The sequence below is a fragment of the Arthrobacter sp. FW306-1B-F12A genome (assembly GCF_058781865.1).
Genome location: NZ_JBYSXD010000003.1, coordinates 1 through 20,191, shown reverse-complemented (window position 1 = coordinate 20,191; position 20,191 = coordinate 1). Strand labels below are relative to the sequence as shown.

Here is a 20,191-nt window from a genome sequence, read left to right as displayed (position 1 = left end):
GCACCAAGTGTGTGCAGAATTGCAGATATGAATCCGAATCCCGATGACCTCCTCGTCCTGCTCGCAGTATCGCGCTCAGGTAAGTTCACGACGGCGGCCCAAGCCTTGGGACTGAACCACACCACCGTTTCCCGCAGGATCGCCGCGCTCGAAAAGGCGCTCGGCGGCCGGGTCCTTGCGCGGGCGGCCGGCGGCTGGGAAGTCACAGAGCTCGGAGCCGAGGCCGTGGGCGTTGCAGAGCGGATCGAAGCGGCGGTGGGCACGCTGGGACCGGAGGACCGCGCGCCGGACCCCATTGCCGGCGTCGTGCGCATGACCGCAACTGACGGTTTCAGCGCCTACATCGCGGCACCCGCTGTGGCGCGATTGCGCCGATCGCATCCCGGCCTCACCGTGGAGATCATCACCGTGACCCGCCGGGCGCTCCAGCAGCGTTCCGGCCTGGACGTGGAAGTTGTGGTGGGCGAACCGCAGGTGCACCGGGCCGAGGCCTTACTGCTGGGTGAGTACATGCTGGGAATGTATGCCTCGCGCGAGTACTTGGCTTTTCACGGCGTACCCGGAACCGTGGAGGAGCTGACGCGGCATCAGCTGGTCTATTTCGTGGACTCCATGCTGCAAGTGGACGATCTCGATGCCCCTCGCCGGCTGGTCCCGTCCATGCGCGACGGCTTGAGCTCCACCAACGTCTTCGTCCACGTGGAGGCCACGCGCGCCGGGGCCGGCATCGGCTTCCTGCCGTGCTTCATGGCGGACCGGCACCCGGACCTGGTGCGGCTGCTGCCCGCGCATTTCGCCGAGCTGCTCCCCTACTGGATGGTCCTGCGGCCCGACTCGATGCGCCGCCCCGCCGTCGCCGCCGTCGTGCACGCCCTCCAAGAGGAGACGGCCGCCCACCGCGAGCTGCTTCTGGCCCGCCGCTAAGGTGCGGCGCGCGGCCGACGCTCGCTCACATATGAGCCCAAACCGGCGGACGCTCGCTCACATATAAGCCTTCCCCGGCGGACGCTCGCTCACATCTGAGCCCTTCGGTGAGTGACGGTCAGGCGGCTGGCCGCGGGTCGTGCCGGATCTGCGCGCCGACGGCGAATGCCCGGACTTTCGCGTCGTTCCAGATATGTGCGGGAACCGCCCCGCCGAGGAGCTTCCGGGCCAGTTGCGGATCGTCGCCGAAAGGCTCGTGGCTGCCGGCCATGATCATGTTCCCGTACCGCCGGCCCTTGAGCATCGCGGGATCGGCGATGATCATGGTGTGCGCGAAGGTGTCTGCGATGGTGGCGGCGTCCTCGCGGGCGTTTTTGAGGTCGGGCGCATCTCCGGAATTCACCATGTAGAGCCCGCCCGGCGCCAGCACCCTCGACGCGTGGTCGTTGAATTCGCGGGTGGTGAGCGCCCTCGGGGTGAGGGCACCGGCAAAGACGTCCCGGATGATGAGGTCGCGGGTGTCCGGCGTGAGGCTTTCCGTGACTTCCCTGGCTTCGCCCACCCGGATTCGAAGCAGCGGGGCCTTCGGGAGGTCGAACCAACCGCGCACGTAGTCGGCCAGCTTGCCGTCGAGTTCCACCACCACTTGGCGCGCGTCCGGGTAGGCGGCGTGGAAGTACCGGGCGAGGGAACATGCTCCGCCGCCGAGATGCAGGGCCCGCAACTTCGGCTTGGATTCGGGCGGCCATTTGGATTCAACCAGCGCGGCTATCCAGCGCATGTACTCGAAGTCCAGGAACAGCGGCTCTGCAACATCGATATGCGAGCTCATGACACCGTTGATCTTCAGGAGCCAGCCGTTGGAATTGTCGGGGTCGGCAACCAACTCGCAGTCGCCGGTGTCGATGTAGTAGACGCCCTCCATGGGACCGTTCGGTTTGGTGCCCGCGGGCACCTCGATGACCCCGGCAGCTTGCCCGGCTCCCCTGCCCTTGCCACGCTTCGCCACTACTGCCGCCCTCTTCCGGTCATGCTTCAACCCTAGTTGACGCCGCAGCCTTGCGGTCAGCCCCCGACGGCGGCGCGCACCATCCGCCGGTCAGCCCCCGACGGCGGCACGCACCATCCGGATCTCCGGCAGTTCGTGCCATTCGGGCGGCAAGAGCTGGCGTGTTCCGTCAGGCCGGAAGCCGTTCTTGCGGTAGAAAGCCTGGGCCCGCGGGTTGTCTTCGAGCACCCAAAGAAAGGCGGCAGAATTGCCGATCACGGCGTCGACCAATGCTTGCCCCACGCCCAAACCGTGCACGCGACGCAGGGTGTAGATCACCTGCAGTTGCAGCTCGCACGGCCGGTCCTCCTCCGGGGCCTCGCGGGCGAAGGCGATGCCCACCAAGGCACCGCCGGCGTCGTGGGCGAGCATCGGTTTGTATGAGCCCTCCAAGGCTTCCCGCTGCCTCTCGATCCGTGTGTTGATGGTGGCCTCACGGAAGGCGAAGAACTCCTCGGGCAAGAGGTGCCCGTAGCTTTCCCGCCAGGCAGCCACATGCATGCGGGTCAGGGGCTCGGCGTCGTCCACGGTTGCCGGGCGGAGGGTAAATTCCATTCGCTCAGCCTAGCGTCACACCACGCGGGCTATCGCGAAGCCGTCCCATCCCTTGGATCCAACCGTTTGGATGGCCGTTGCGTCGAGGCGCGGATCCTTGCCCATCATCTCAAGCGCCCCCACGATGCCAGGAGCGTTCACCTCGTCCATGGAAGGATCCAGGATGGCACCCTCCCAGATGACGTTGTCCATCACGATCACCGTCCCCGGCCGCCCGAGCCGGATGGCCCAGTCCAGGTAGTTGGAATCGTTCTCCTTGTCGGCATCGATGAAGACAAAGTCGAATGGACCGTCCCGCGTGGGATCTTCGGCCAGCGCCGCAAGGGTCTCCAGAGCCGGGCCGATCCGGATGTCTACTTTGTGGCCGATCCCTGCCATGTCAACGTTCGCCCGGGCGATTTCGGCGTGTTTCGGGAGGTATTCGCACGTGACCAGGCGGCCGTCGTCGGGCAGCCCCTGGGCCATCCAGATCGCGCTGAAGCCAGCCAAGGTGCCGATTTCCAGCACGCGCCGCGCCCCGGACAACTGCACCAGCATCTTGAGCAGCTTGCCGGCGTTGGGCGCCACCTCGATAGGCGGCATCCCGGCGTCGAGGGCTGACTGCACCGCATGCTTGAGCGCGGCGTTCGGGCGGACGACGGCGTTGGACAAGTATTCCTCCACGGCCACCCAGCCGGGCTGGGCCTTGTGTTCAAACATGGCCCCAGTCTGGCACCGGGTGCGGGCCGGAGGGAAGGACCGGCAGCGGAGACCCTCTCAGCCTTCCGTCTGGCGTTCAATGAAGCCAGCCATTCCCGGGACCGTGAACTGAATCGATCCGTATTCGGGCGCATAGACCACGCCCTTTGTAATGAGTCGCTGCCGAATGACCGCGAGCTTGTTCGTAGATTTCCCCAGCCTCGCGGCAATTTCGCCCGTGGACGAAGGCTGTTCACCGTCAAGAGCCATCGCCCTCAGGTATACCCGTTCAGCAGGAGTGGTACGCCGCCATCGAGCCTCAAAAAAACCATGGTCAAGATCGCTTGTTCCGTACCGGACCGCCACCTGGGCGTCCTCGGCGGTAATGACCTTGTCCGGCGCCTCGTCCCACGCGGAACGCCCATAAATTTGGAGGAAGTAGGGGTATCCGTTGGCCGCGGACAACAATATCGACAATGCTTCGGGTGCCGTCGATGCGCCTAGCCTGCTGATCGGCAGGGTGAGGGCTTCTGCGGCCGCTTCTTCGGTGAGCTGGCCGATGGTCTTGTAGAGAAACAATCTCTCTCCGTAAGTCCTGGCTTCTGATATCTTGCCTGGAAGGTTGGGGAGACCTGCACCGACGATGTAGAAGGGCCATCCCCTCTGCCCGGCGAGATGCTGAACCGACAGAAGGACTGTCAGTAGTTCCTCGTCCAGATCCTGCATTTCATCAATGAATAGGCCGAATCCAGCCCGGGCCTTGCGCATGGCCAGGGATACATCTTCGACCAGCTCTTCTATATCGATGTCGAGATTCCCCGAATCGGCGCTGCCCTGATTCGTGGTCACGGAGGCCGAAACGCCTGTAGCGCCGAGGCTGGCGGAGATGTTGCCAATACTAGCCATCGACTCTTTTAGATAGGCCCAAGCGGGCTTGCCCCGAAGCCGCCGAGCACCAACTTCAAGTTCGCGTGCTAGCTTCGCGCGCGTCGCACCCTTACCGGCTTCCCCTGGCTGGGCTTCGAGCTGGATTACGAGCCAGTCGTTCTGCCGGGCGTGCTCAGCGAAGACATTCAACAGGACCGTCTTACCCACCCCTCGCAGGCCCGAGAGGACCATTCCGCGATCCCCAGTTGTGTTGGACCGCGTCCGAGCGATCAGCAGATCGAATGCCCTAATCTCACTGTCGCGTCCAACGAGTTCCGGGGGTCGCACGCCAGAGCCTGGCGCGAATGGGTTCAATGAAGGATCCATGGAGTGAGTACACGAACTTATGCGAACTTATAACAATACTTGTTATCGCGCATCGCATTTTGTTAGCTTAAGCTCCCGACTCAAGGGCGTTTCAATAGTCATCGGAGGCGATTGCCATCAACAACAAGCAGGCATCAGAGACCCCCGGCTGATCAAAGTCCGAGTGTGGAACCTGCGCGCAGTCGAAGGGCCTATTCCCCGCCGGCGATCGCCTTCTCGAGCCGCTCGACCTTGCCCGTAATCTCCCCCGCATATCCCGGCCGGATATCCGCCTTGATCACCAGGGACACCCGGCTCCCGTACTTGCTCACCGCCTCGGTGGCGCGCTTGACGACGTCGAACACTTCATCCCACTCACCCTCGATGGTGGTGAACATCGAGTCCGTCTGGTTGGGGAGCCCGGATTCGCGGACGATCTTCACGGCCTCGGCAACGGCATCGTGCACCGAGCCATCAACGGATGCGGCGCCAGCAGCGGGCTGGCCGGACGGGGCGACTGAAAAGGCAAGCAACATGAATCCAGTCTTTCACGGGCAAGAATGTCACAAAAGTGATTGGAGCCCCTCCGTTGCTACTGTGAGCAGCATGGACCGGCCCTTGGAACGCAAGCCACTTAGAGCTGATGCTGCGCGCAATGTAGACAAGATCATCACGGCGGCGCGCCAGTGCTTCCGCGAGCTGGGCCCGGAGGTTCCACTCCAGACGATCGCCACCACCGCAGGTGTTGGCCCGGCTACACTGTTCCGCAACTTCGCTGACAAGGAACAACTCGTCCTGGCCGCCCTGTCGCGGCAACTCAGGCTTCATGTCGACCCGGTCGTGGAAGAGTCCCTCGCGGGCATGGATGCCGCCGTCGGGCTCATCAACGTGATCGACGCCGTAGTGCAGGTTGCCAGCGAAGACGCCAACCTGCTGGGCGCCGTCGCCGGCCGCCGCGGACTCCTGGTGGGCATCACGGGCGGCTTGATCGATTCCATGGCTGAACTTCTTAGCCGCGGCCAGGGCCAGGGTTCCTTGCGCCGGGACATTTCCATCGAGGACATGGTGCGCCTTGTTGCTATGCTGATCGGCGCCGTGGACACCATGGAGCCGGGGTCCCGTGCTTGGGAACGGCCTGTTGCCCTCCTTGAGGACGCCATCCGCACCGAGCGCCCGTCGCGCCCGCTGCCGCAGCAGACCCCCATCCCCGGGATGAATTTCCAGTAACCAGCGCACGACGGCGTTGCGCGCCGCGGCATGGTTGGAACCGCGCGTCGCGGTTCAGCGCCAGCCGAGCAGCCGGAGCCCAGCGGCCGCTGCCGACCCGACGATGACCACTACCAGGAACGGGGCACGGAGCCACAGTGCGACGGCACCCGAAGCCAGCGCGCCGAGCCGGGCGTCGAAGGCCAGGGACTGCCCGGACGCCACCGCGTTGACCACGGTCAGGGATGCCAGCAGTCCGATGGTCATGGTGCCGGCCACACGCATCATCCGGGGACTCTGCAGCAGTTTCGCCGGCACGAAATAGCCCGAAAGTTTCGTCAGGTACGCCAGTCCGCAGGCAATGAGGATCCAAACCCAGAGGTTCATTCGGCGTTCCTTTCGCGGCTGGAAGCGTCAGCACTGGAATGGCCGCGCGGGTAGGGATCGACGTCGGGCTCCATCCCTTCGTCGCTGCGTCCGTGGCTGAACCAGCCGATGGCTCCGGCCACCACGGCGGCCACGAGGATGGGCACCCCAGCCGGAACGAACGGGACCGCAATGATGGTCGCCAGGGCAGCAGCAGCGGCGATCGCCCACGGCTCACGGCCCTTGAGCCGCGGCCAAAGAAGGCCGAGGAACGCTGCCACGGCGGCGCCGTCGAGACCCCACTGCTTGGGGTCGCCCAAGGCATCGCCGGCCAGTGCGCCCACAGCCGTGAAGATGTTCCACAGCACGAAAATGCCGAGTCCGGCTGTCCAGAAGCCGCGGCGTTGTTCGTCGGAATCGCTTTGTCCCGAGGCAGTGGCCGTGGACTCGTCGATGGTGATGTGGGCTTGCGGGTACTTGAGCCAACCGCTGGGACGCAGCAGCGCGTTCATCTGCATCCCGTAGATGCCGTTGCGCAACCCCAGCAGCGCGGCCGCTGTCATGGCCGCAATGCCGGAACCGCCTCCAGCCACGACGCCGATGAAGGCGAACTGCGAGCCGCCGCTGAACATGAGCAGGCTGAACGCCATGGTCTGCCAGAAACTGAACCCCGAGGCCGAGGCCAATGCCCCGAACGAGATGCCGTAGAGACCCGTTGCAATGCTGATGGAGAGGCCCACCTTCACTGCCGGGGATTCGAGGAGTTTCATGCGCCCCGTTTCGCTCCGGCCAAGCTCCATGCCCACAGGATCAGAGGGATCTGCAAGGGCAGCCGCAGTGTGTGGATCCGCCGAGCGGACACCGAACCTGTAGGCGAGTAGGCGCGGCGGAGCGCGTCCACGTGGCCGGCCAGGAACGCCGTGAACATCAGCGTAGTGCCGCGGGCTGCAGCCCTACGCGTGGCAGGAATGAGGAGTCCGACGGCGGCAACCGCCTCAAGCAGTCCACTCACCGCGATCCATTCCTCCCTGGACATGACCGCCAAGGCGCCGTTGTGCGGTGCGGTTGGTTTGGTCTTGTCCTGGCCGGCTTCAGCGTGCCCGACTGCGTAGTCCTCGCGGCAGAGATAGTCCGGGACCACGGGAGCGAAGAATTTCGGCTGCCGGAAGTGCTTCCTGGCACTGACGAGTAACAGTGCACTCATGGCCGCCGCGGAGATTGTCTGTGTTGTCCGGGCGGACCATGAAAAAGGCATGTATTCATGCAACCACAGCCCTGCCCAGCGCGGTAACCGGAAGGTTTTGGACTGAGTTATGCGTTCAGAGTATTGGACTCAGTTCAGTATGATGTATGTTTCTTTCTAGGCGGTGCCTGACACAGTCCACCGCCACAGTCCACCGCCACAGTCCACCGCCACAAGAAATTCAACGAGGAGTTCCATGCGCATCGCCCGACTGAAGACCCCTTCCGGCCCCCAGCACGCTGTCCTGCGCGATGGACGCTGGGACCACATCGAGGATCCCTTTGCCGAGGTCCTATCCTTCACCGGAGAATCCAGTTCCGCGGACGACGCCGAGCTCCTCGCCCCGGTCCGGCCTTCCGTGGTGCTCGGAATCGGGCACAACCTGGGCAACAACAACCACGTACTGCCCATCCAGGCCTGGCACAAGTCCGTCCACAGCATCGCCGGACCCGGTGACGGCATCGTGGCCGTGCGCAACGCGGGCACGGTGAACGTGGAAGGCGAGTTGGCCGCCGTCATCGGAAAGCGGGCGGAAAAGCTCACTGCCGAGAACGCCTTGAGCCACGTCCTGGGCTACACCGTGGTCAACGACGTCACCAACGTGGATCAAAACCACGTCGACGAAAAGCTCTTCCAGGGCAAGTCCGGCACCAACTACACGCCGCTCGGACCGTGGATCGAAACCGGGATCGAGAACCCGGACAACGTCAGCACCGAGGTAGTAGTCAACGGCGAGGTCAAGGCCCGGTCCGGTTCCTTCAACCTGCCGTCCTCCATCACGGATTGCCTCGTCTATGTCACCGAATGGCTGACCCTGGAGCCGGGAGACATCATCATGACCGGAGCTCCGAACACCTTCGTGGCAGTCCAGCCCGGCGACCGGGTGGACATCACACTAGGCGGCATCGGAACCCTCAGCAACACGGTCATCTGACTCGCAGTTGTTGTCGTTTTGGAGCCCCTAAACGACAACAACTGCGAGCTAGTTGGGATGCTAAAGCTGGTTGGTGCCTAAAGCTGGGCCAGGACCTGCGCCGGCTTGTTCGTGGTGATCTCGTGGATGCCCAGGCCTTGGCAGAGGGCAACATCGTTCTCCGAGTCAACGGTCCACACCCGGAAGCGGCGGCCTGATTCCAGCCAGCGCTGGACGGTGCGGGCATGCTTGCGGACGTAGTCGATGCCCGGGCCGGCGAGTCCAACCTCGCAGTCGTCGAGGATCCGTTCGCCCTCCTGCTGGGCTGCCTTCATCACGTTGGCCACGGCTCCCCCAGTGATGACTCCCAGGCCCAGTTCATCGCGGACTTCTTCCACCGTGACGTCGTCCACGAGCTGGCAGATGTGCTCCGCGGGAACGAACTGGAGCAGGTGCTTGACCGAATCCGGGCTGAAACTCATGAAGGAAACCTGGATGTTGTCCAGCATGGAGGTCTCCGCGTTCCACCCTTCCCGGCCGAGAAGCTCCAGCACGCGGTCTTCAAGCTTGAGCTGGTACGGGCTGGGGTGCTTGAGTTCAATGGCCAGGCCGATGGTCCTGCCGGCACCACGCAGGATCTCCAGCAACTCCGGGAGCGTCAGGAGCTGGTCCGATTTTGCGCCGTACTGGTCCGGGATCCGGGCGCCCTTCCAGGAAGAGAAATCCAGCTGCCGCAGTTCTTCGAGCGTCTTCTCGGCCACGGGACCGGTGCCGTCCGAGGTGCGGTCCAGGTTTGCGTCGTGGAGCAGGACAACGTGCTGGTCCCGGGTCAGGTGGACGTCGCACTCGACGCCGTCGGCGCCGTCGGCGATTGCCTTCAGGTAGGCGGCACGCGTGTGCTCGGCAAATGCTGCACTGGCTCCGCGGTGGGCGTAGACCATGGGCCGCGTATTTTGCTCCGTGCTTTGGTCTGGGCGACCGGGCTCGTCATTCGTCATGGGGACACGGTAGCCCACGTCCATGACAGCGACGGGGCTACGCTGGGCACATGCAGGTGAACTCTGAACAAATCCCGGTGACGGACAGCGATAGCGACCTGACGGCGGAGGCCACCCGGAACGCAGGTGCCGGGAACAGCTCCACGGTTGGGTCCGGCGTCGGGCAACGGAATGGCGACGCCGAAAAGGCGGCTGCCCTGCGTCGGATGAAGTCGGTGGCGCTGGCGCTCCTGATTGTGATGGCGGTGGTTTTCACGGCCGCTTTCGCCCTGCAGAGGCAGTATCCGTGGCTGGAATACGTGCGGGCCGCTGCCGAGGGCGGCATGGTGGGAGCGCTGGCCGACTGGTTCGCCGTCACTGCGCTGTTCAAATACCCCATGGGCCTGAAAATCCCGCACACCGCCATCATTCCGCGGCGCAAGGACCAGATCGGCGCTTCGCTCGGGGAATTCGTGGAGACCAACTTCCTGTCCGAGCAGGTGGTCCAGGAGAAGCTCGCGAGCATCGACATCGCCCGGAAAGCCGGCACGTGGCTCGCATCCCCGGGTGGCCCGGAGCGCATCGCCAAGGAAGGTTCGGCACTGATCCGCGGGGCGTTCACCGTGCTGAACGACGACGACGTCCAAGCAGTGATCGAGGGCATGGTCCGCAAGCACCTGCTCACCCCGCCATGGGGACCGCCCGTAGGCCGGATGGCCGAACGGATCTTTGCCGACGGCCACCACCACAAACTCGTCGATCTGCTGGTTGACCGGGCGGCTGATTGGGTGGAAGCGAACCACTCCACGGTGAACCGGCTCGTGTCCGACCGTTCGCCCCTCTGGGTTCCTTCCTTCGTGGACGACATCGTGGGAGACAGGGTCTACAACGAAATCTCCAAGTTCGTCCGGGCGGTGCAGCAGGATCCCGACCATCAAGTGCGCCAATCGATCGATACATACCTCGGTGATCTTGCCCAGGATCTCCAGCACGATCCCGCAATGATCGCCCGCGCGGAGGCAATCAAGACCCAGGTCCTCGGCGATCCCGAGGTCCGCGAACTTGCCTCCCGCACGTGGGGCACTATCAAGGACGCGCTGCTCACCGCCGTCGACGATCCCGACAGCGAACTGACACAGCGCTTCAAGAGCGCCGTCCGGGACTTCGGTTCGCGGCTTGTCAACGACGACGAGCTGGCAGGCAAGGTCAATGCCTGGATCGGTGATGCTGCCGGGTACCTCGTCAAAACGTACCGTTCCGATATCGCTGGGGTCATCACGGACACCGTGGCGCGCTGGGATGCCGAGGAAACCTCGCAAAAAATCGAGCTCCAGGTAGGTAAGGACCTGCAATACATCCGCATCAACGGCACCGTAGTGGGGTCGCTGGCCGGGCTCGCGATCTTCACGGTAGCGCACTTGGTGTTCGGCTGACGCAGTCCGGTGGAGGGGACCTTCAGCCGAGGAAACGGATCCGCTGGCCGGGGCGGGCTTGGCCCAATAAGTCCAGGTCCGTGCGACGCACCACGGCAATCACAGGGTAGCCACCCGTCACGGGATGATCTGCCAGGAATACCGTGGGAAGGCCCGACGGCGGCACTTGCAGTGCGCCGAGCACCATGCCTTCGCTGGGCAGTTCCTCAAGCCGGGCCTGGGTGAGCGGGCGGCCCACCAGCCGGGCACCGATCCTGTTGGAATCGGGCGACAGGGTCCATTCCTGGCTGACCAAGCGGCGCCAGGAGTCGGGGTCGAACCAGTCCGCCCGGGGGCCGCGATCCACGCGGGCTGTGATGGCGCGCCCCGGATCAGGAGCGCGGCGGATGGCAGGGAGGACATGCGCATTGTTAACGGTCCCCGAACCCGTACCCGAAACCAGGCCATTGCCCGCCGAAACATGCCCGATTCCTAGCTGCTCACCCGATGTCAACGGCGCTGGGCCTTCACCGGAGAGCATGTCCGTGCTGCTTGAACCGAGGAGCTTTGGCGCGTCGATGCCGCCCTGTACCGCCAGGTAATATCGCAGTCCGAACAGAGGGGAACCGAAGTCCAGCACGGCGCCTGGGGCCACCCGGACGGCTTGGTTCAGCGGAATCTCGGCCCCGTTGAGTCTCACGATTCCCTCGGCACCCGCCACCGCGATCGTCGACGCCGTGACGAACCGCAGGCGAAGCCCACCCAGCAATATCTCCAGCCCGGCCGCCTCCGCGGGATTCCCCACCAGCAGGTTGGCAAGGCGAAGCGATTGCCGGTCCAGCGCGCCGGAAGGGCTCAACCCCAAGGAAGCCCAGCCCTGCCTGCCAAGGTCTTCCACCAAGGTGAGGGGGCCGGGGTTCACCACCACTATCCCCATCAGGCCTCCACGAATCGAACCAGGTCACCCGGCCGGATCAGCGCGGGCTCGGCCTTGGACGCGTCCCACAGTGCCGCCGTCGTGGTTCCAATCAGCTGCCACCCGCCCGGAGAGGATCGCGGGTAGACGCCGCTGAACTCGCCCGCGAGGCCAACAGAGCCAGCCGGCACGGCGGTGCGTGGGGTGTTCCGGCGCGGAACGCGGAGCCGCTCATGCGTGGTGACCAGGTACACGAAGCCGGGCGCAAAGCCGGAAAATGCGGCAGTCCACTCCGAGCTCGTGTGAAGCTTGACCACTTCGGCTTCGCTCATGCCGAGGAATTGTGCCGTTTCGGCAAGGTCCGGGCCACGGTAGGAGACCTCGATGGTCACTTCGCGGCCCGAACTGGCGACGTCGTATGCCGGTTCTGCGGACTCCAGCCAGTCGCGGACGTCGGAAGGACGGATCGTTTCGGGATCGAAGGTGACCAGGACAGTGCGGGCGGCGGGCACGACGTCGATGATCCCCTCCGGCATTGAACTGCCAACCGAAGCGCCGGCCCCGGTCAGCCCGCGGTAGTACGCGACGACGGCGGTCAGCTCGGGCAGTTCCACCAAGAAAGCGCTGTCGCCGCAGGGCAAAAGCTCCCGCTCAAGCGAAGGATTCAATCTCCACTCCAGCTTCCTCGAGGCCGGCGCGCACCGCCGCCGCCAGTTCGACAGCACCCGGGGTATCGCCATGGATGCACAACGAATCGGGCTGAACCCGCACCACTGTGCCGTCCACGGCCAGCACCTCGCCCCGCACGGCAAAGCGCACAGCCCGCTCGACTACCGCGCCGGCGTCGTGCACCACCGCGCCTTCCTGCGAGCGCGGCACCAACGTTCCGTCCGGCATGTAGCCGCGGTCCACGAACGCCTCGCGGAACACCGGGTGGCCGGATTCCTCGGCGAGGCGCAGCAGCGCCGAGCCCGGCAGGCCAAGGACGGGTAGCCCGGGATCGTAGGCGTGAATCGCAGCCACTACTGCTTCGGCCTGCTCGACGTCGTTGACGATCCTGTTGTACAGGGCACCGTGGGGTTTGACGTAGTCCACGGAGGCGCCCACCGCGTGGGCCATGCCGTCGAGGGCACCGAGCTGGTAGAGGACGTCGCCGAAGAGCTCATCGAAGGACATGTCCATCGATCGGCGCCCGAAGCCGTGCAGGTCCCGGTAGCCCACGTGGGCGCCCACCCGGACGTCGAGCTCGAAGGCGGCACGGCAGCTGTCCAGCATGGTCACCGGGTCCCCGGCGTGGAAGCCGCAGGCGACGTTGGCGCTGCTGACGATCCGGAACATTGATGCGTCGTTCCCCATGGTCCAGGAGCCGAACGACTCCCCCGAATCAGCGTTGAGATCCACTATTCCCGCCTTCCAGCGCGTTCTGGCGGGCGGCTGGGAGCAGCTCGCCCGGAATGAAGTCCGGCATGGGACCGAATGCTTCCCTCGCCGAGGCCGCTACGGCACGCCCCATGACGCGGTTTCCGACTCCGCCCACCACGGCCCCCACGCCGAAAGGCAGGGCCCGGCCGAGGAAGGCCGCGCCTTGGCGCTTAACGAGCCGCTTGAGGAAGGCGCGCTGGATGGCATCGCGAATGACCCCGAATCCTCCGCCGGGCAGCTTCTTGGTGAGGGTCATGCCCCAGGCCTGGGTGATTCCTTTGCCTCTGCCGAGCGATTGTCCGCTCAGGGCACCCAGCAGGGCCGTGCCTTCCTCGCCGAGCATGATGGCCATGACCATGGTTCGCGCACGGTCCGGATCGGTGAGGCGGATTCCGTGGAGTTCGGCCAAGGAAGCGGCGTACAGAGCGGTTCCTTCCAGGAACCCGATGGTGGCAAGCGCGGAAAGGCCCAGCGAGGCCGCGGTGCCGATGCCGGGCACGACGGCGGTTGCCCCGACGGCGGCTCCCCCGCCGGTGACTGCGGCGAGGTAGTCGCGCTCCAGTTTGGCGGCCAGCTGCGCCGCTGTGGCCTGCGGGTGTTTGCGTTGCAGGCGGCGCAGGTTGGCCAGGACAAGGGGACGTTGGACCTCGACGGCCCGGAGCAGCACGTTGTGGACACCGGGTTTGGCATTGCCGCTGGCGTCGAACATGGCGTTGTGGGCCGTGTCCTGCGCAATCTTTACTGCCTGGTTGGGTCGCTTTGCCATTCTTCACCTCTGCATTCAGCCGTTGAATTCGTTCGGTAGTTCCTTGCCTAGCCTAGGCCACACGCCCCCTCCCCGGCGTAGACTTTAAGGCGTTCGCGGGAACAGTCCAACGAAGGACAGGAAGCATCCGGAATGAACAAGGCACCAGATCCGAACGAAGTCCGCCATCACAGCGACGCCCCTGCCGAAGGGGAAACGGAGGGTTGGGTGTCGCACGATACCGGCCTTCACAGCCAGGAACCTGCCGAAGGGCCGGATACTGACGACGCCCCCGCATAGTAGCGTTGAGGCTGCGAAATCGGGGGGCCGAAAGTGGCTTCGCACGGGGTGCTCGTCTCTCCGGGGGATACTCAACCGGGGCAATTGTTGGCGCGCGTCCTTGAGGAGCTGCGCGCTTTGGAGAAGCACGACGCCGCGAGCTTCCGCGCCGTCCGCCGCAGGGTTTCCGCGGAAATCGCCACGATGGACGCGGCGGTCGTCTTCAATCTCGCCGAAGGGCTCGTCCAAGCGGGCTTTGACTGGGAGGGCTGGGAGTTCATCAATGCCCACCAGGCGGCTTTCGCTGAGCTGACGCGGGCCCGGCTTGAACACTTGGGAGAAGGCATCACTACGTGGGGGCAGGCTGATGCTTTTGCGACCGTTTTGGTGGGACCCGCGTGGCGCGAAGGGCTCATCTCGGACGCCGACGTCGACGGCTGGGCGCGGAGCCCGGATCATTGGTGGCGGCGCATAGCGCTTGTCTCCACAACGGTGCTCAACACGAGGTCACGCTGGGGAACGGGAGATACGCAGCGGACGCTCGGCGTCGTCGGCATCTTGATCAACGATCGCGACGACACCGTGGTCAAGGCAGTCAGCTGGGCGTTGCGGTCCTTGGTGCCGTGGGATCCGCGCGCAGTCCGAACCTTCCTGGAAATGCATGAGACTGAGCTTGCCGCCCGGGTGAAGCGCGAGGTGCGGACCAAGTTGGAGACCGGGCTGAAATCGCGGCGGCGCAGCGTTCACAGCACCGATCTTTCCCAATGAAGCGTCCACCGATCTTGGGAGCGAAGGCATGCACGTAGCCTTCATCTGTCTGCCCGCGGCGGGCCATGTGAACCCGACGTTGCCGGTGGTCGCCGAGCTGGTTCGCCGGGGCCACCGGGTCACCTATGCGACGTCGGCGAAGTATGCGAAAGCGGTCGAATCTGCTGGTGCCGTGTTCTTTCCCAGCGGAGAGGATCTGGCGGCCTTCCTCCCGCCACGCGATCGTTCCGCGAGTGGCAGCCCGACGCCGGCAGACGGCGGCGCAGCGCCCGCTAGTGGAGGTCCGTCACCGATGCCGGGGATGTTCGCGGGAATGCCGTCCGGAATGATGTCTGGACTGCTCGATCGGATTCTCAAGGGCGCAAGGGAGGAATTCCCGGCGCTGCTGGCCCGGCTCGCAGAGGACCCGCCGGACGGGGTGGCCTACGACGCCATGACGCTCTCTGGGAAGATGGCTGCCGCGAAGCTGGCGTTGCCCGATATTGCGTTGCTACCGAGCTACGCCACCAACGAACATTTCTCGATGCGGGACCTCATGCCGGGCCCGCCGCCGCCGGGCATGGTCGAGGCCTGGAAACAGGTTGGCCAACGGATCCATGATTTCGCCGCGGAGCAGGGCGTGGGCCATTTGCAGTTCATTGGCGGACCTCCTGCGTCGTTGAACATCTCCTTCATCCCGAGGGAATTCCAGCCCTCGGGAGAGACTTTCGACGGCAGGTTCCACTTCGTGGGCCCATGCCTTGGCCTGCGTGGCAACGAGGAAGCCTGGCGGCCCCGGGCCAAGGACAGGCCGCTGTTGTTCATCTCGCTGGGGACCACCCCGTTGAATGACCGGCCGGATTTCTTCAGGATGTGCCTGGAAGGACTTGCGGGCACAGTCTGGGAAGTCGCCATGGCAATCGGAGAGCGCGTCGAGGAGTCCGAGCTGGGGGATATCCCGGACAACATTGAGGTACGGCCGTTCTTTCCGCAGCTCGAAGTCCTAGCCCGCGCCGATGCGTTCCTTTCCCACACCGGGATGAACTCGACCATGGAGGCGCTCTATTTCGGGGTACCTTTGGTTGCCTTCCCGCTGCAGCCCGAACAGGGCGCGAATGCACGCCGGGTGGAGGATCTGGGACTCGGGCGACGGCTCCCCCTGGAGGGGCTTTCCCCCGAACTGATCCGGGAAACTGTCCTTGACGTCAGCGGCGACCCTGTAGTGCGCGGCAAGCTCGAGGCGATGAGTGCCCGCGTCCGCGGGTCCGGCGGGGCACCGGCTGCGGCGGACGCGATTGAGGGGTTCCTGGCGCCATCCGCTTCTGGTCTGCCAGTCCAAGCCTGAGGGGTCGAAGAAATTGGCCGCGTCGCGGCGGAGTACGCGTACAGGGGTTCACGCTGCCGGCTTGTCCGCGTGAACCGACGATCACCTTAAGCACGCCCACAAAAGCGAAAATTGCCTGTGACGAGGGTATGGATGTCGATGCGGGAGCATCGGTTATGCGGTGGTTCGGGAGGAGACGTTTTCACGAGTCGGAATGGGCGGAATCCGGCGGTTAGGCGGTTATGGCTACGTAGCGGTTCGTGCCATCCTTGGGGCATGGCACGAACCTGGTTATCGGTGACGGTGGAACTGCTCGGCGGTCGCGGGGAGGAGCTGTGGCCGTGGCCCGGGCGCGTCTTGGCGGTCGGACCGTCGCATACCTTCATGGATCTCGCCAATGCCATCAATGATGCCTTCGCCCGGTGGGACCGCTCGCACCTGTCACTGTTTACCCTGGCCGATGGCCGGGTTATTACTGATGAAGAGACGGGAGCTGAGATGGCCGGATCGACCGGCGGCCCGATCATCGCGCCGATGGACATTGCTGCTGTCAAGGTCGTCCGGACGCTGGAGCCGGGGGCCGAGTTTCAGTTTACGTTTGACCTCGGCGACGCTTGGATCCACCGGTGCGTTGTCGGGGAGGTGAAAGTGGACCCGTTGGATGTGTTGGGTATTCGCCCTGAGGTCCCCTTGCCGTACTGGGGTTGGGGCAGTATCCCGGACCAGTACGGGCGCCGGTGGGCAGATGACGACGGGGAAGGCCGGGCGCCGCGGAAGCCGAGCCAGCCGCACCCTATGCTGATGCATGCCTGGCCCTTGCAGGTGCAGGTGCCCAGGCTTGACCTGCCCGAACTGCGGGGCGCAATCGCGGCGGCAAATGCTGCTCGTTTCCTCGCAGCGGTGATGGGACACGATATCGATGATGTTCTGCAGCAGGTTGGGGCCGGGATACCAATGGCCCTGGAGCAGCGCCGTCGGGAGGCCGAACCGGTGGCACTGTCCGTCATCAACCGGCTGACGTGGCGCGGCGGCGCCGGTGACCAGCCACTGGCCGAGGACCTTCTGGCGTGTCTGCGCGGCGTGCCGCCGACAGGCAGAGCCGTGCCTGTCGACCTCGACATGCTCAGTACCGTAATGGAAGGGGATCCCGGACTGTCAACCGGCGGCTACCTCGACCTGTACACCGGGCAGGTGTACGACGACGCCGCCACCGACCCGATGATCGTCGGGGAGGACGCCGCCGTCGATGTAGAGGAAGAACCGGAGCGTTGGCTTCGAATCGACCGCAGCGATTCCCGGGACGGCTGGCGGGACATGGCGGCCTTCGCGGAACGGCAGCACGATAAAGGCCTCCGGGAGCGTCTTGAGCACGCGATCGAAGGCAAAGGTGCCTTCGCCCGGTTCCGCGACATCGTCCACGGCGAGTACCTCAGCGAAGAATGGTATGCCTTCTCCACCGACCGCCAGATGGGCCGCTCCCGCGAGTTCCTCGCTGACAATGACATCTGCGTGGGCTGACAATCCGGGCACGGTCAGTGCCGGCGCGAGTGTGTCGCCATTCCGAAGGACAGGCCGCCCAGTCAGCTGGGAAGAGCCCCCGATCGCGTGTGGAACGTAGCCCGGGACATGCCGAGATCACCGGCGACCTGCGCGGCAGGCTCGCCGCCTCCGACCAGGCGGATAGCGTTTCGAATCTGGCTGGCGGTGATCCGGCGGGGCCGTCCGCCGACAAAGGTGAGCATGCGCTGGGCGAAACGCCCAAGCCGGTCTAAGTTGGTGACGATGGGAGTATCTCCTTCGATCAGTGCATCGAGTCCGCGGTCGAACTGGGGTCGTGATACCCAGGCCCGGGATACGCCGTGGTCCGTGTCGAGGTCGTCGCGTCGGACGCCCGCGTCCAACAGGTCCTCCTGATGCCTGTCGGTAGACTGAGCCTCCGTTGAAACGCGCATACTCGATGCGCTGCCCTGTCATGTTTCCGGTCCTCACAAAGATTCGTCAGATTGAAATCCAAGACGTCGGAGGACGGGCGTCAATAAAAAGAAAACAGACCCTAATCTGACACGCAGGACACTCTGTTCTGACGTCATTTTGGGGTATACCCCAGACTGACGGGTCAAGGATTTCACGTGGAAACCCAAACCACATTCATGGTCAGCCCTCGGGAACAAGCGGAATACCCAACCCTGTGCTGACGGCATCGTCGATCGTCCTGAAACTCTGAAGGCCGGATTCTCCGACCGGCTCCACGGGGCCCGGAAGATCATTGCCCAGCTCGTCAACGTACTTCCGGAAAAAGGAATCGTAGAAGCAATGCTGGGGAAGGATGTCACCGGGTTCAAAAGGCAGATGCGCGATCGTTTCCAGGTAACCTCGCGACCACGGCAAGAGATTGGTCATCATCGGGGGGACCAACAAGCAGTCGCTCCGAAGTTCCGAACGCTCCGGAAGATCCTTCGAAGCAGACCGGACTTTGAAGACGTAAATCAGCTGTGACTGAATCCGGCCCCCGACCATCGCCGAAGTACTGACCACCCGACCGAAGGAATACCTATCGTCAGGCATCTGCAGCACAAAAACATCACCCGGCCGAGGCTTCTTCCTCGCGGGCTTCAGTATGCGCATGTTGGTCTGAACAGAACCCACTAAAATCCTTCTCCCCTCCGGAATCGCATCGGCGTCCTACCAGACGAGGTGTGGGTCGACGCCGGCGTCGCATAGCCTGGGGCGGCTTGTGAAAAGAACAGATCAGGTCAGCTGGCAGCCTGTGCCTCGAGATATCGTTGTCCGTCGCCGTCGATCAATGACTTCATTAGGAGGTGTTGACCTGTCTCGGTTAAGAGACCGCTATCGGACATCCCTGCCTCAAGCAAAGGTTCCAGTTGGCTCGTAAGCACCGCCAGCAGCTCGGCCCTTCGCTCTTGTTCATCAACTGCGAAATCGAGGTCGAGCAAATCCTCCAAATGCTGCCGGTCAGCGGCTGGGACCAATGACTCAAGGCGGCTCTGAACGTGGCAGTGGCTCGGTTTGGGGTTTGTTGCGGGGCCGACACCCAAGAACCAAAGGCCGACGTTGAGGTAGTAACGCGGACCGTATTGCGACTTCTGTAGGTTCAGGACGGCGATGGCTTCAGGTCCGGTGATATACCAGGAACCGGATTTCTTTGATCCACCGAGAGACTTGCCGAATTCGTCGAATGTCGTCTGGATGATGTTGCGTGTGCTCATTTGTCGTAGGTCACTACCCTTCCTGTCCATGGCTTGCCAGGGAACTGCTCGTTGAGCTTCGCAATGTAGCCGGCGAGTTGCTTATTGCCCAGAGTAATCTGACGTGGGTTGTTGGGCTTGAGTTCGAGGACCTCACGCGTGTCGAAGTTGATTGCGTCGACGCGTCCCCCAGCTCGAAGTGTGAACTCCTTCTGGAATCCCGGACCATAGTCCCAAGACGCGTGCATTTGCCGTCCAAGCTTAGTTGCAGTCGTCTCACCGTTGACCGCGGCTTTCTCCGCGATGTCCTCCACGGCCTTTTCCGCAGCACGCCTTTCGGTAGCGGCGGCAGCGTCCCCTGCCGCAGCCTTTGCAGCGGCCCTTGCGGCGGCGGCGGCTCCCAGCTCCGGTGTAGCGCTACCCAGAGTGAGAATGTCCACTGAGATAAACATCGTGTTGATCTGGGTCTCTTCCCACCCGTCTGGGTAGGGTGTTCGCTCGTTCAATCCGCGATGGCCGCGGACCGGATCTCCGGTAATCGGGTTGTATGGCGTCCCGATCGGTTGGTACGCGGGTACTACGGGGACGTAGGATCGTTGGTCCGCGACCGGCTTCCAAGGAAGGAAATAGTCGCTGAATGGGTGAGAGTCCTCCCAACGGGCGTCGACGGACCCGTGTGAGTACCACCCCCCGTCACCGTCTGTGAGGGCCGGCCCCATCACCATGAGTCCGGAGGGGTCTGCGTTGTTGATGGCGTCCGCTTCCCCATAGACGTACGGAGAGAAGTTGTTCGCGTCGTCGCGTTTGAGGACCGCGTCCGGGCTCGTGAAGGCGCCCAGGACAGGGTCCACCTCGGCGCCCGCGACCTCGACCCCGTCACCGGCACCTTCACCAGCCCGGACCCGGTCCTCGACATCGCAAACCCGAACAACTACTCCCCGTACGGGTACGCGAACGCGGACCCCGTCAACGGCAGCGACCCATCAGGACTGATGAT

The 20,191-nt window shown here is 64.2% G+C and carries 26 protein-coding genes; 9 read left to right on the top strand and 17 right to left on the bottom strand.

Annotated elements, in window-relative coordinates:
* Positions 1 to 27 precede the first annotated feature (27 nt).
* Positions 28 to 924: a LysR family transcriptional regulator gene (locus tag AC3WJU_RS02235; protein WP_284991086.1), complete on the top strand. Its 897-nt coding sequence runs from the start codon at positions 28 to 30 to the stop codon at positions 922 to 924.
* A gap of 118 nt (positions 925 to 1,042) precedes the next feature.
* Here the strand turns inward: AC3WJU_RS02235 and AC3WJU_RS02230 are convergent, their stop codons facing one another.
* From AC3WJU_RS02230 to AC3WJU_RS02210, 5 genes are all read right to left on the bottom strand, one after another.
* On the bottom strand, positions 1,043 to 1,933 hold the full coding sequence (locus AC3WJU_RS02230) for a spermidine synthase (RefSeq protein WP_492259020.1): 891 nt from the start codon (positions 1,931 to 1,933) through the stop codon (positions 1,043 to 1,045).
* Between the two features lie 90 nt (positions 1,934 to 2,023).
* The gene (locus AC3WJU_RS02225; protein WP_306960729.1) at positions 2,024 to 2,527 is read right to left on the bottom strand and encodes a GNAT family N-acetyltransferase; all 504 of its coding nucleotides are present in this window, start codon (positions 2,525 to 2,527) and stop codon (positions 2,024 to 2,026) included.
* A 15-nt stretch (positions 2,528 to 2,542) separates the two neighbouring features.
* Positions 2,543 to 3,226, bottom strand: coding sequence for an O-methyltransferase (locus AC3WJU_RS02220; protein ID WP_307052925.1), 684 nt, complete (start codon positions 3,224 to 3,226; stop codon positions 2,543 to 2,545).
* 57 nt (positions 3,227 to 3,283) lie between these two features.
* Positions 3,284 to 4,459, bottom strand: a complete 1,176-nt coding sequence (locus AC3WJU_RS02215) for an ATP-binding protein (protein ID WP_492259019.1) — start codon at positions 4,457 to 4,459, stop codon at positions 3,284 to 3,286.
* A gap of 191 nt (positions 4,460 to 4,650) precedes the next feature.
* The gene (locus tag AC3WJU_RS02210) at positions 4,651 to 4,974 is read right to left on the bottom strand and encodes a thiamine-binding protein (protein WP_284991091.1); all 324 of its coding nucleotides are present in this window, start codon (positions 4,972 to 4,974) and stop codon (positions 4,651 to 4,653) included.
* Between the two features lie 70 nt (positions 4,975 to 5,044).
* Between AC3WJU_RS02210 and AC3WJU_RS02205 the strand changes: the two genes are divergently transcribed.
* Positions 5,045 to 5,665 (top strand): TetR/AcrR family transcriptional regulator, encoded by a 621-nt coding sequence (locus AC3WJU_RS02205; RefSeq protein ID WP_284991092.1) that lies wholly within the window; start codon positions 5,045 to 5,047, stop codon positions 5,663 to 5,665.
* Between the two features lie 54 nt (positions 5,666 to 5,719).
* Here the strand turns inward: AC3WJU_RS02205 and AC3WJU_RS02200 are convergent, their stop codons facing one another.
* Genes AC3WJU_RS02200 through AC3WJU_RS02190 form a run of 3 tightly spaced genes read right to left on the bottom strand, consistent with a single transcriptional unit; the run spans position 5,720 to position 7,265 of the window.
* Positions 5,720 to 6,031: an AzlD domain-containing protein gene (locus AC3WJU_RS02200; protein WP_492259018.1), complete on the bottom strand. Its 312-nt coding sequence runs from the start codon at positions 6,029 to 6,031 to the stop codon at positions 5,720 to 5,722.
* Entirely contained in the window at positions 6,028 to 6,780 is a 753-nt protein-coding gene (locus AC3WJU_RS02195) for an AzlC family ABC transporter permease (RefSeq protein ID WP_059388436.1), read from the bottom strand. Before AC3WJU_RS02195 ends, AC3WJU_RS02200 begins: the two co-directional genes overlap by 4 nt.
* Complete coding sequence (locus AC3WJU_RS02190; protein WP_059388435.1) at positions 6,777 to 7,265, bottom strand: DoxX family protein; 489 nt, start codon at positions 7,263 to 7,265, stop codon at positions 6,777 to 6,779. The genes AC3WJU_RS02195 and AC3WJU_RS02190 overlap by 4 nt, the downstream gene beginning before the upstream one ends.
* Before the next feature lie 184 nt (positions 7,266 to 7,449).
* Here AC3WJU_RS02190 and AC3WJU_RS02185 point away from each other — a divergent pair, with 184 nt between their 5' ends.
* The gene (locus AC3WJU_RS02185; RefSeq protein WP_492259017.1) at positions 7,450 to 8,187 is read left to right on the top strand and encodes a fumarylacetoacetate hydrolase family protein; all 738 of its coding nucleotides are present in this window, start codon (positions 7,450 to 7,452) and stop codon (positions 8,185 to 8,187) included.
* Between the two features lie 77 nt (positions 8,188 to 8,264).
* Here the strand turns inward: AC3WJU_RS02185 and AC3WJU_RS02180 are convergent, their stop codons facing one another.
* The gene (locus AC3WJU_RS02180; protein WP_284991095.1) at positions 8,265 to 9,164 is read right to left on the bottom strand and encodes a glycerophosphodiester phosphodiesterase; all 900 of its coding nucleotides are present in this window, start codon (positions 9,162 to 9,164) and stop codon (positions 8,265 to 8,267) included.
* A gap of 206 nt (positions 9,165 to 9,370) precedes the next feature.
* On the opposite strand from AC3WJU_RS02180, the gene AC3WJU_RS02175 reads away from it, so the two are divergent.
* Positions 9,371 to 10,576 carry a DUF445 domain-containing protein gene (locus tag AC3WJU_RS02175; RefSeq protein ID WP_441433402.1) on the top strand — a complete coding sequence of 402 codons (1,206 nt, stop codon included), beginning with the start codon at positions 9,371 to 9,373 and terminating at the stop codon, positions 10,574 to 10,576.
* A gap of 22 nt (positions 10,577 to 10,598) precedes the next feature.
* On the opposite strand, the gene AC3WJU_RS02170 is transcribed toward AC3WJU_RS02175, so the two are convergent.
* The 4 genes from AC3WJU_RS02170 to AC3WJU_RS02155 are packed head-to-tail and all read right to left on the bottom strand — an operon-like array spanning position 10,599 to position 13,659.
* Positions 10,599 to 11,492 carry a 5-oxoprolinase subunit C family protein gene (locus AC3WJU_RS02170; protein ID WP_441433365.1) on the bottom strand — a complete coding sequence of 298 codons (894 nt, stop codon included), beginning with the start codon at positions 11,490 to 11,492 and terminating at the stop codon, positions 10,599 to 10,601.
* Positions 11,492 to 12,139: a 5-oxoprolinase subunit PxpB gene (gene pxpB, locus AC3WJU_RS02165; RefSeq protein WP_284991099.1), complete on the bottom strand. Its 648-nt coding sequence runs from the start codon at positions 12,137 to 12,139 to the stop codon at positions 11,492 to 11,494. The genes AC3WJU_RS02170 and pxpB overlap by 1 nt, the downstream gene beginning before the upstream one ends.
* Entirely contained in the window at positions 12,123 to 12,872 is a 750-nt protein-coding gene (locus AC3WJU_RS02160) for a LamB/YcsF family protein (protein WP_284991100.1), read from the bottom strand. Before AC3WJU_RS02160 ends, pxpB begins: the two co-directional genes overlap by 17 nt.
* Complete coding sequence (locus AC3WJU_RS02155) at positions 12,856 to 13,659, bottom strand: hypothetical protein (protein ID WP_492259016.1); 804 nt, start codon at positions 13,657 to 13,659, stop codon at positions 12,856 to 12,858. Before AC3WJU_RS02155 ends, AC3WJU_RS02160 begins: the two co-directional genes overlap by 17 nt.
* Positions 13,660 to 13,791: 132 nt before the next feature.
* Here AC3WJU_RS02155 and AC3WJU_RS02150 point away from each other — a divergent pair, with 132 nt between their 5' ends.
* From AC3WJU_RS02150 to AC3WJU_RS02135, 4 genes are all read left to right on the top strand, one after another.
* Positions 13,792 to 13,938 (top strand): hypothetical protein, encoded by a 147-nt coding sequence (locus AC3WJU_RS02150; RefSeq protein ID WP_306960266.1) that lies wholly within the window; start codon positions 13,792 to 13,794, stop codon positions 13,936 to 13,938.
* A 33-nt stretch (positions 13,939 to 13,971) separates the two neighbouring features.
* Entirely contained in the window at positions 13,972 to 14,685 is a 714-nt protein-coding gene (locus AC3WJU_RS02145) for a DNA alkylation repair protein (protein ID WP_148667512.1), read from the top strand.
* A gap of 28 nt (positions 14,686 to 14,713) precedes the next feature.
* Positions 14,714 to 16,009 (top strand): macrolide family glycosyltransferase, encoded by a 1,296-nt coding sequence (locus AC3WJU_RS02140; RefSeq protein ID WP_307052932.1) that lies wholly within the window; start codon positions 14,714 to 14,716, stop codon positions 16,007 to 16,009.
* Positions 16,010 to 16,264: 255 nt separating this feature from the next.
* Positions 16,265 to 17,506 (top strand): UPF0158 family protein, encoded by a 1,242-nt coding sequence (locus AC3WJU_RS02135; RefSeq protein ID WP_307052933.1) that lies wholly within the window; start codon positions 16,265 to 16,267, stop codon positions 17,504 to 17,506.
* A 62-nt stretch (positions 17,507 to 17,568) separates the two neighbouring features.
* On the opposite strand, the gene AC3WJU_RS02130 is transcribed toward AC3WJU_RS02135, so the two are convergent.
* From AC3WJU_RS02130 to AC3WJU_RS02115, 4 genes are all read right to left on the bottom strand, one after another.
* Positions 17,569 to 17,940 (bottom strand): recombinase family protein, encoded by a 372-nt coding sequence (locus AC3WJU_RS02130; RefSeq protein ID WP_307052934.1) that lies wholly within the window; start codon positions 17,938 to 17,940, stop codon positions 17,569 to 17,571.
* A gap of 202 nt (positions 17,941 to 18,142) precedes the next feature.
* Positions 18,143 to 18,613 (bottom strand): Imm26 family immunity protein, encoded by a 471-nt coding sequence (locus AC3WJU_RS02125; RefSeq protein ID WP_492259083.1) that lies wholly within the window; start codon positions 18,611 to 18,613, stop codon positions 18,143 to 18,145.
* Between the two features lie 128 nt (positions 18,614 to 18,741).
* Entirely contained in the window at positions 18,742 to 19,215 is a 474-nt protein-coding gene (locus AC3WJU_RS02120) for a DUF4304 domain-containing protein (protein WP_492259015.1), read from the bottom strand.
* Entirely contained in the window at positions 19,212 to 20,045 is an 834-nt protein-coding gene (locus AC3WJU_RS02115) for a hypothetical protein (protein ID WP_492259014.1), read from the bottom strand. The genes AC3WJU_RS02120 and AC3WJU_RS02115 overlap by 4 nt, the downstream gene beginning before the upstream one ends.
* On the opposite strand from AC3WJU_RS02115, the gene AC3WJU_RS02110 reads away from it, so the two are divergent.
* A partial coding sequence (locus AC3WJU_RS02110) for an RHS repeat-associated core domain-containing protein (protein WP_492259082.1) occupies positions 19,962 to 20,191 on the top strand: 230 nt, incomplete at its 3' end. The genes AC3WJU_RS02115 and AC3WJU_RS02110 overlap by 84 nt on opposite strands.

Excerpts from the sequence above, each read along its gene's own strand:
- AC3WJU_RS02235 (WP_284991086.1), top strand. The coding sequence starts at position 28 with ATGAATCCGAATCCCGATGACCTCCTCGTCCTGCTCGCAGTATCGCGC.
- AC3WJU_RS02225 (WP_306960729.1), bottom strand. The coding sequence starts at position 2,527 with ATGGAATTTACCCTCCGCCCGGCAACCGTGGACGACGCCGAGCCCCTG.
- AC3WJU_RS02220 (WP_307052925.1), bottom strand. The coding sequence starts at position 3,226 with ATGTTTGAACACAAGGCCCAGCCCGGCTGGGTGGCCGTGGAGGAATAC.
- AC3WJU_RS02215 (WP_492259019.1), bottom strand. The coding sequence starts at position 4,459 with ATGGATCCTTCATTGAACCCATTCGCGCCAGGCTCTGGCGTGCGACCC.
- AC3WJU_RS02210 (WP_284991091.1), bottom strand. The coding sequence starts at position 4,974 with ATGTTGCTTGCCTTTTCAGTCGCCCCGTCCGGCCAGCCCGCTGCTGGC.
- AC3WJU_RS02205 (WP_284991092.1), top strand. The coding sequence starts at position 5,045 with ATGGACCGGCCCTTGGAACGCAAGCCACTTAGAGCTGATGCTGCGCGC.
- AC3WJU_RS02200 (WP_492259018.1), bottom strand. The coding sequence starts at position 6,031 with ATGAACCTCTGGGTTTGGATCCTCATTGCCTGCGGACTGGCGTACCTG.
- AC3WJU_RS02195 (WP_059388436.1), bottom strand. The coding sequence starts at position 6,780 with ATGAAACTCCTCGAATCCCCGGCAGTGAAGGTGGGCCTCTCCATCAGC.
- AC3WJU_RS02190 (WP_059388435.1), bottom strand. The coding sequence starts at position 7,265 with ATGCCTTTTTCATGGTCCGCCCGGACAACACAGACAATCTCCGCGGCG.
- AC3WJU_RS02185 (WP_492259017.1), top strand. The coding sequence starts at position 7,450 with ATGCGCATCGCCCGACTGAAGACCCCTTCCGGCCCCCAGCACGCTGTC.
- AC3WJU_RS02180 (WP_284991095.1), bottom strand. The coding sequence starts at position 9,164 with ATGACGAATGACGAGCCCGGTCGCCCAGACCAAAGCACGGAGCAAAAT.
- AC3WJU_RS02175 (WP_441433402.1), top strand. The coding sequence starts at position 9,371 with ATGAAGTCGGTGGCGCTGGCGCTCCTGATTGTGATGGCGGTGGTTTTC.
- AC3WJU_RS02170 (WP_441433365.1), bottom strand. The coding sequence starts at position 11,492 with ATGGGGATAGTGGTGGTGAACCCCGGCCCCCTCACCTTGGTGGAAGAC.
- AC3WJU_RS02155 (WP_492259016.1), bottom strand. The coding sequence starts at position 13,659 with ATGGCAAAGCGACCCAACCAGGCAGTAAAGATTGCGCAGGACACGGCC.
- AC3WJU_RS02150 (WP_306960266.1), top strand. The coding sequence starts at position 13,792 with ATGAACAAGGCACCAGATCCGAACGAAGTCCGCCATCACAGCGACGCC.
- AC3WJU_RS02140 (WP_307052932.1), top strand. The coding sequence starts at position 14,714 with ATGCACGTAGCCTTCATCTGTCTGCCCGCGGCGGGCCATGTGAACCCG.
- AC3WJU_RS02135 (WP_307052933.1), top strand. The coding sequence starts at position 16,265 with ATGGCACGAACCTGGTTATCGGTGACGGTGGAACTGCTCGGCGGTCGC.
- AC3WJU_RS02130 (WP_307052934.1), bottom strand. The coding sequence starts at position 17,940 with ATGCGCGTTTCAACGGAGGCTCAGTCTACCGACAGGCATCAGGAGGAC.
- AC3WJU_RS02125 (WP_492259083.1), bottom strand. The coding sequence starts at position 18,613 with ATGCGCATACTGAAGCCCGCGAGGAAGAAGCCTCGGCCGGGTGATGTT.
- AC3WJU_RS02120 (WP_492259015.1), bottom strand. The coding sequence starts at position 19,215 with ATGAGCACACGCAACATCATCCAGACGACATTCGACGAATTCGGCAAG.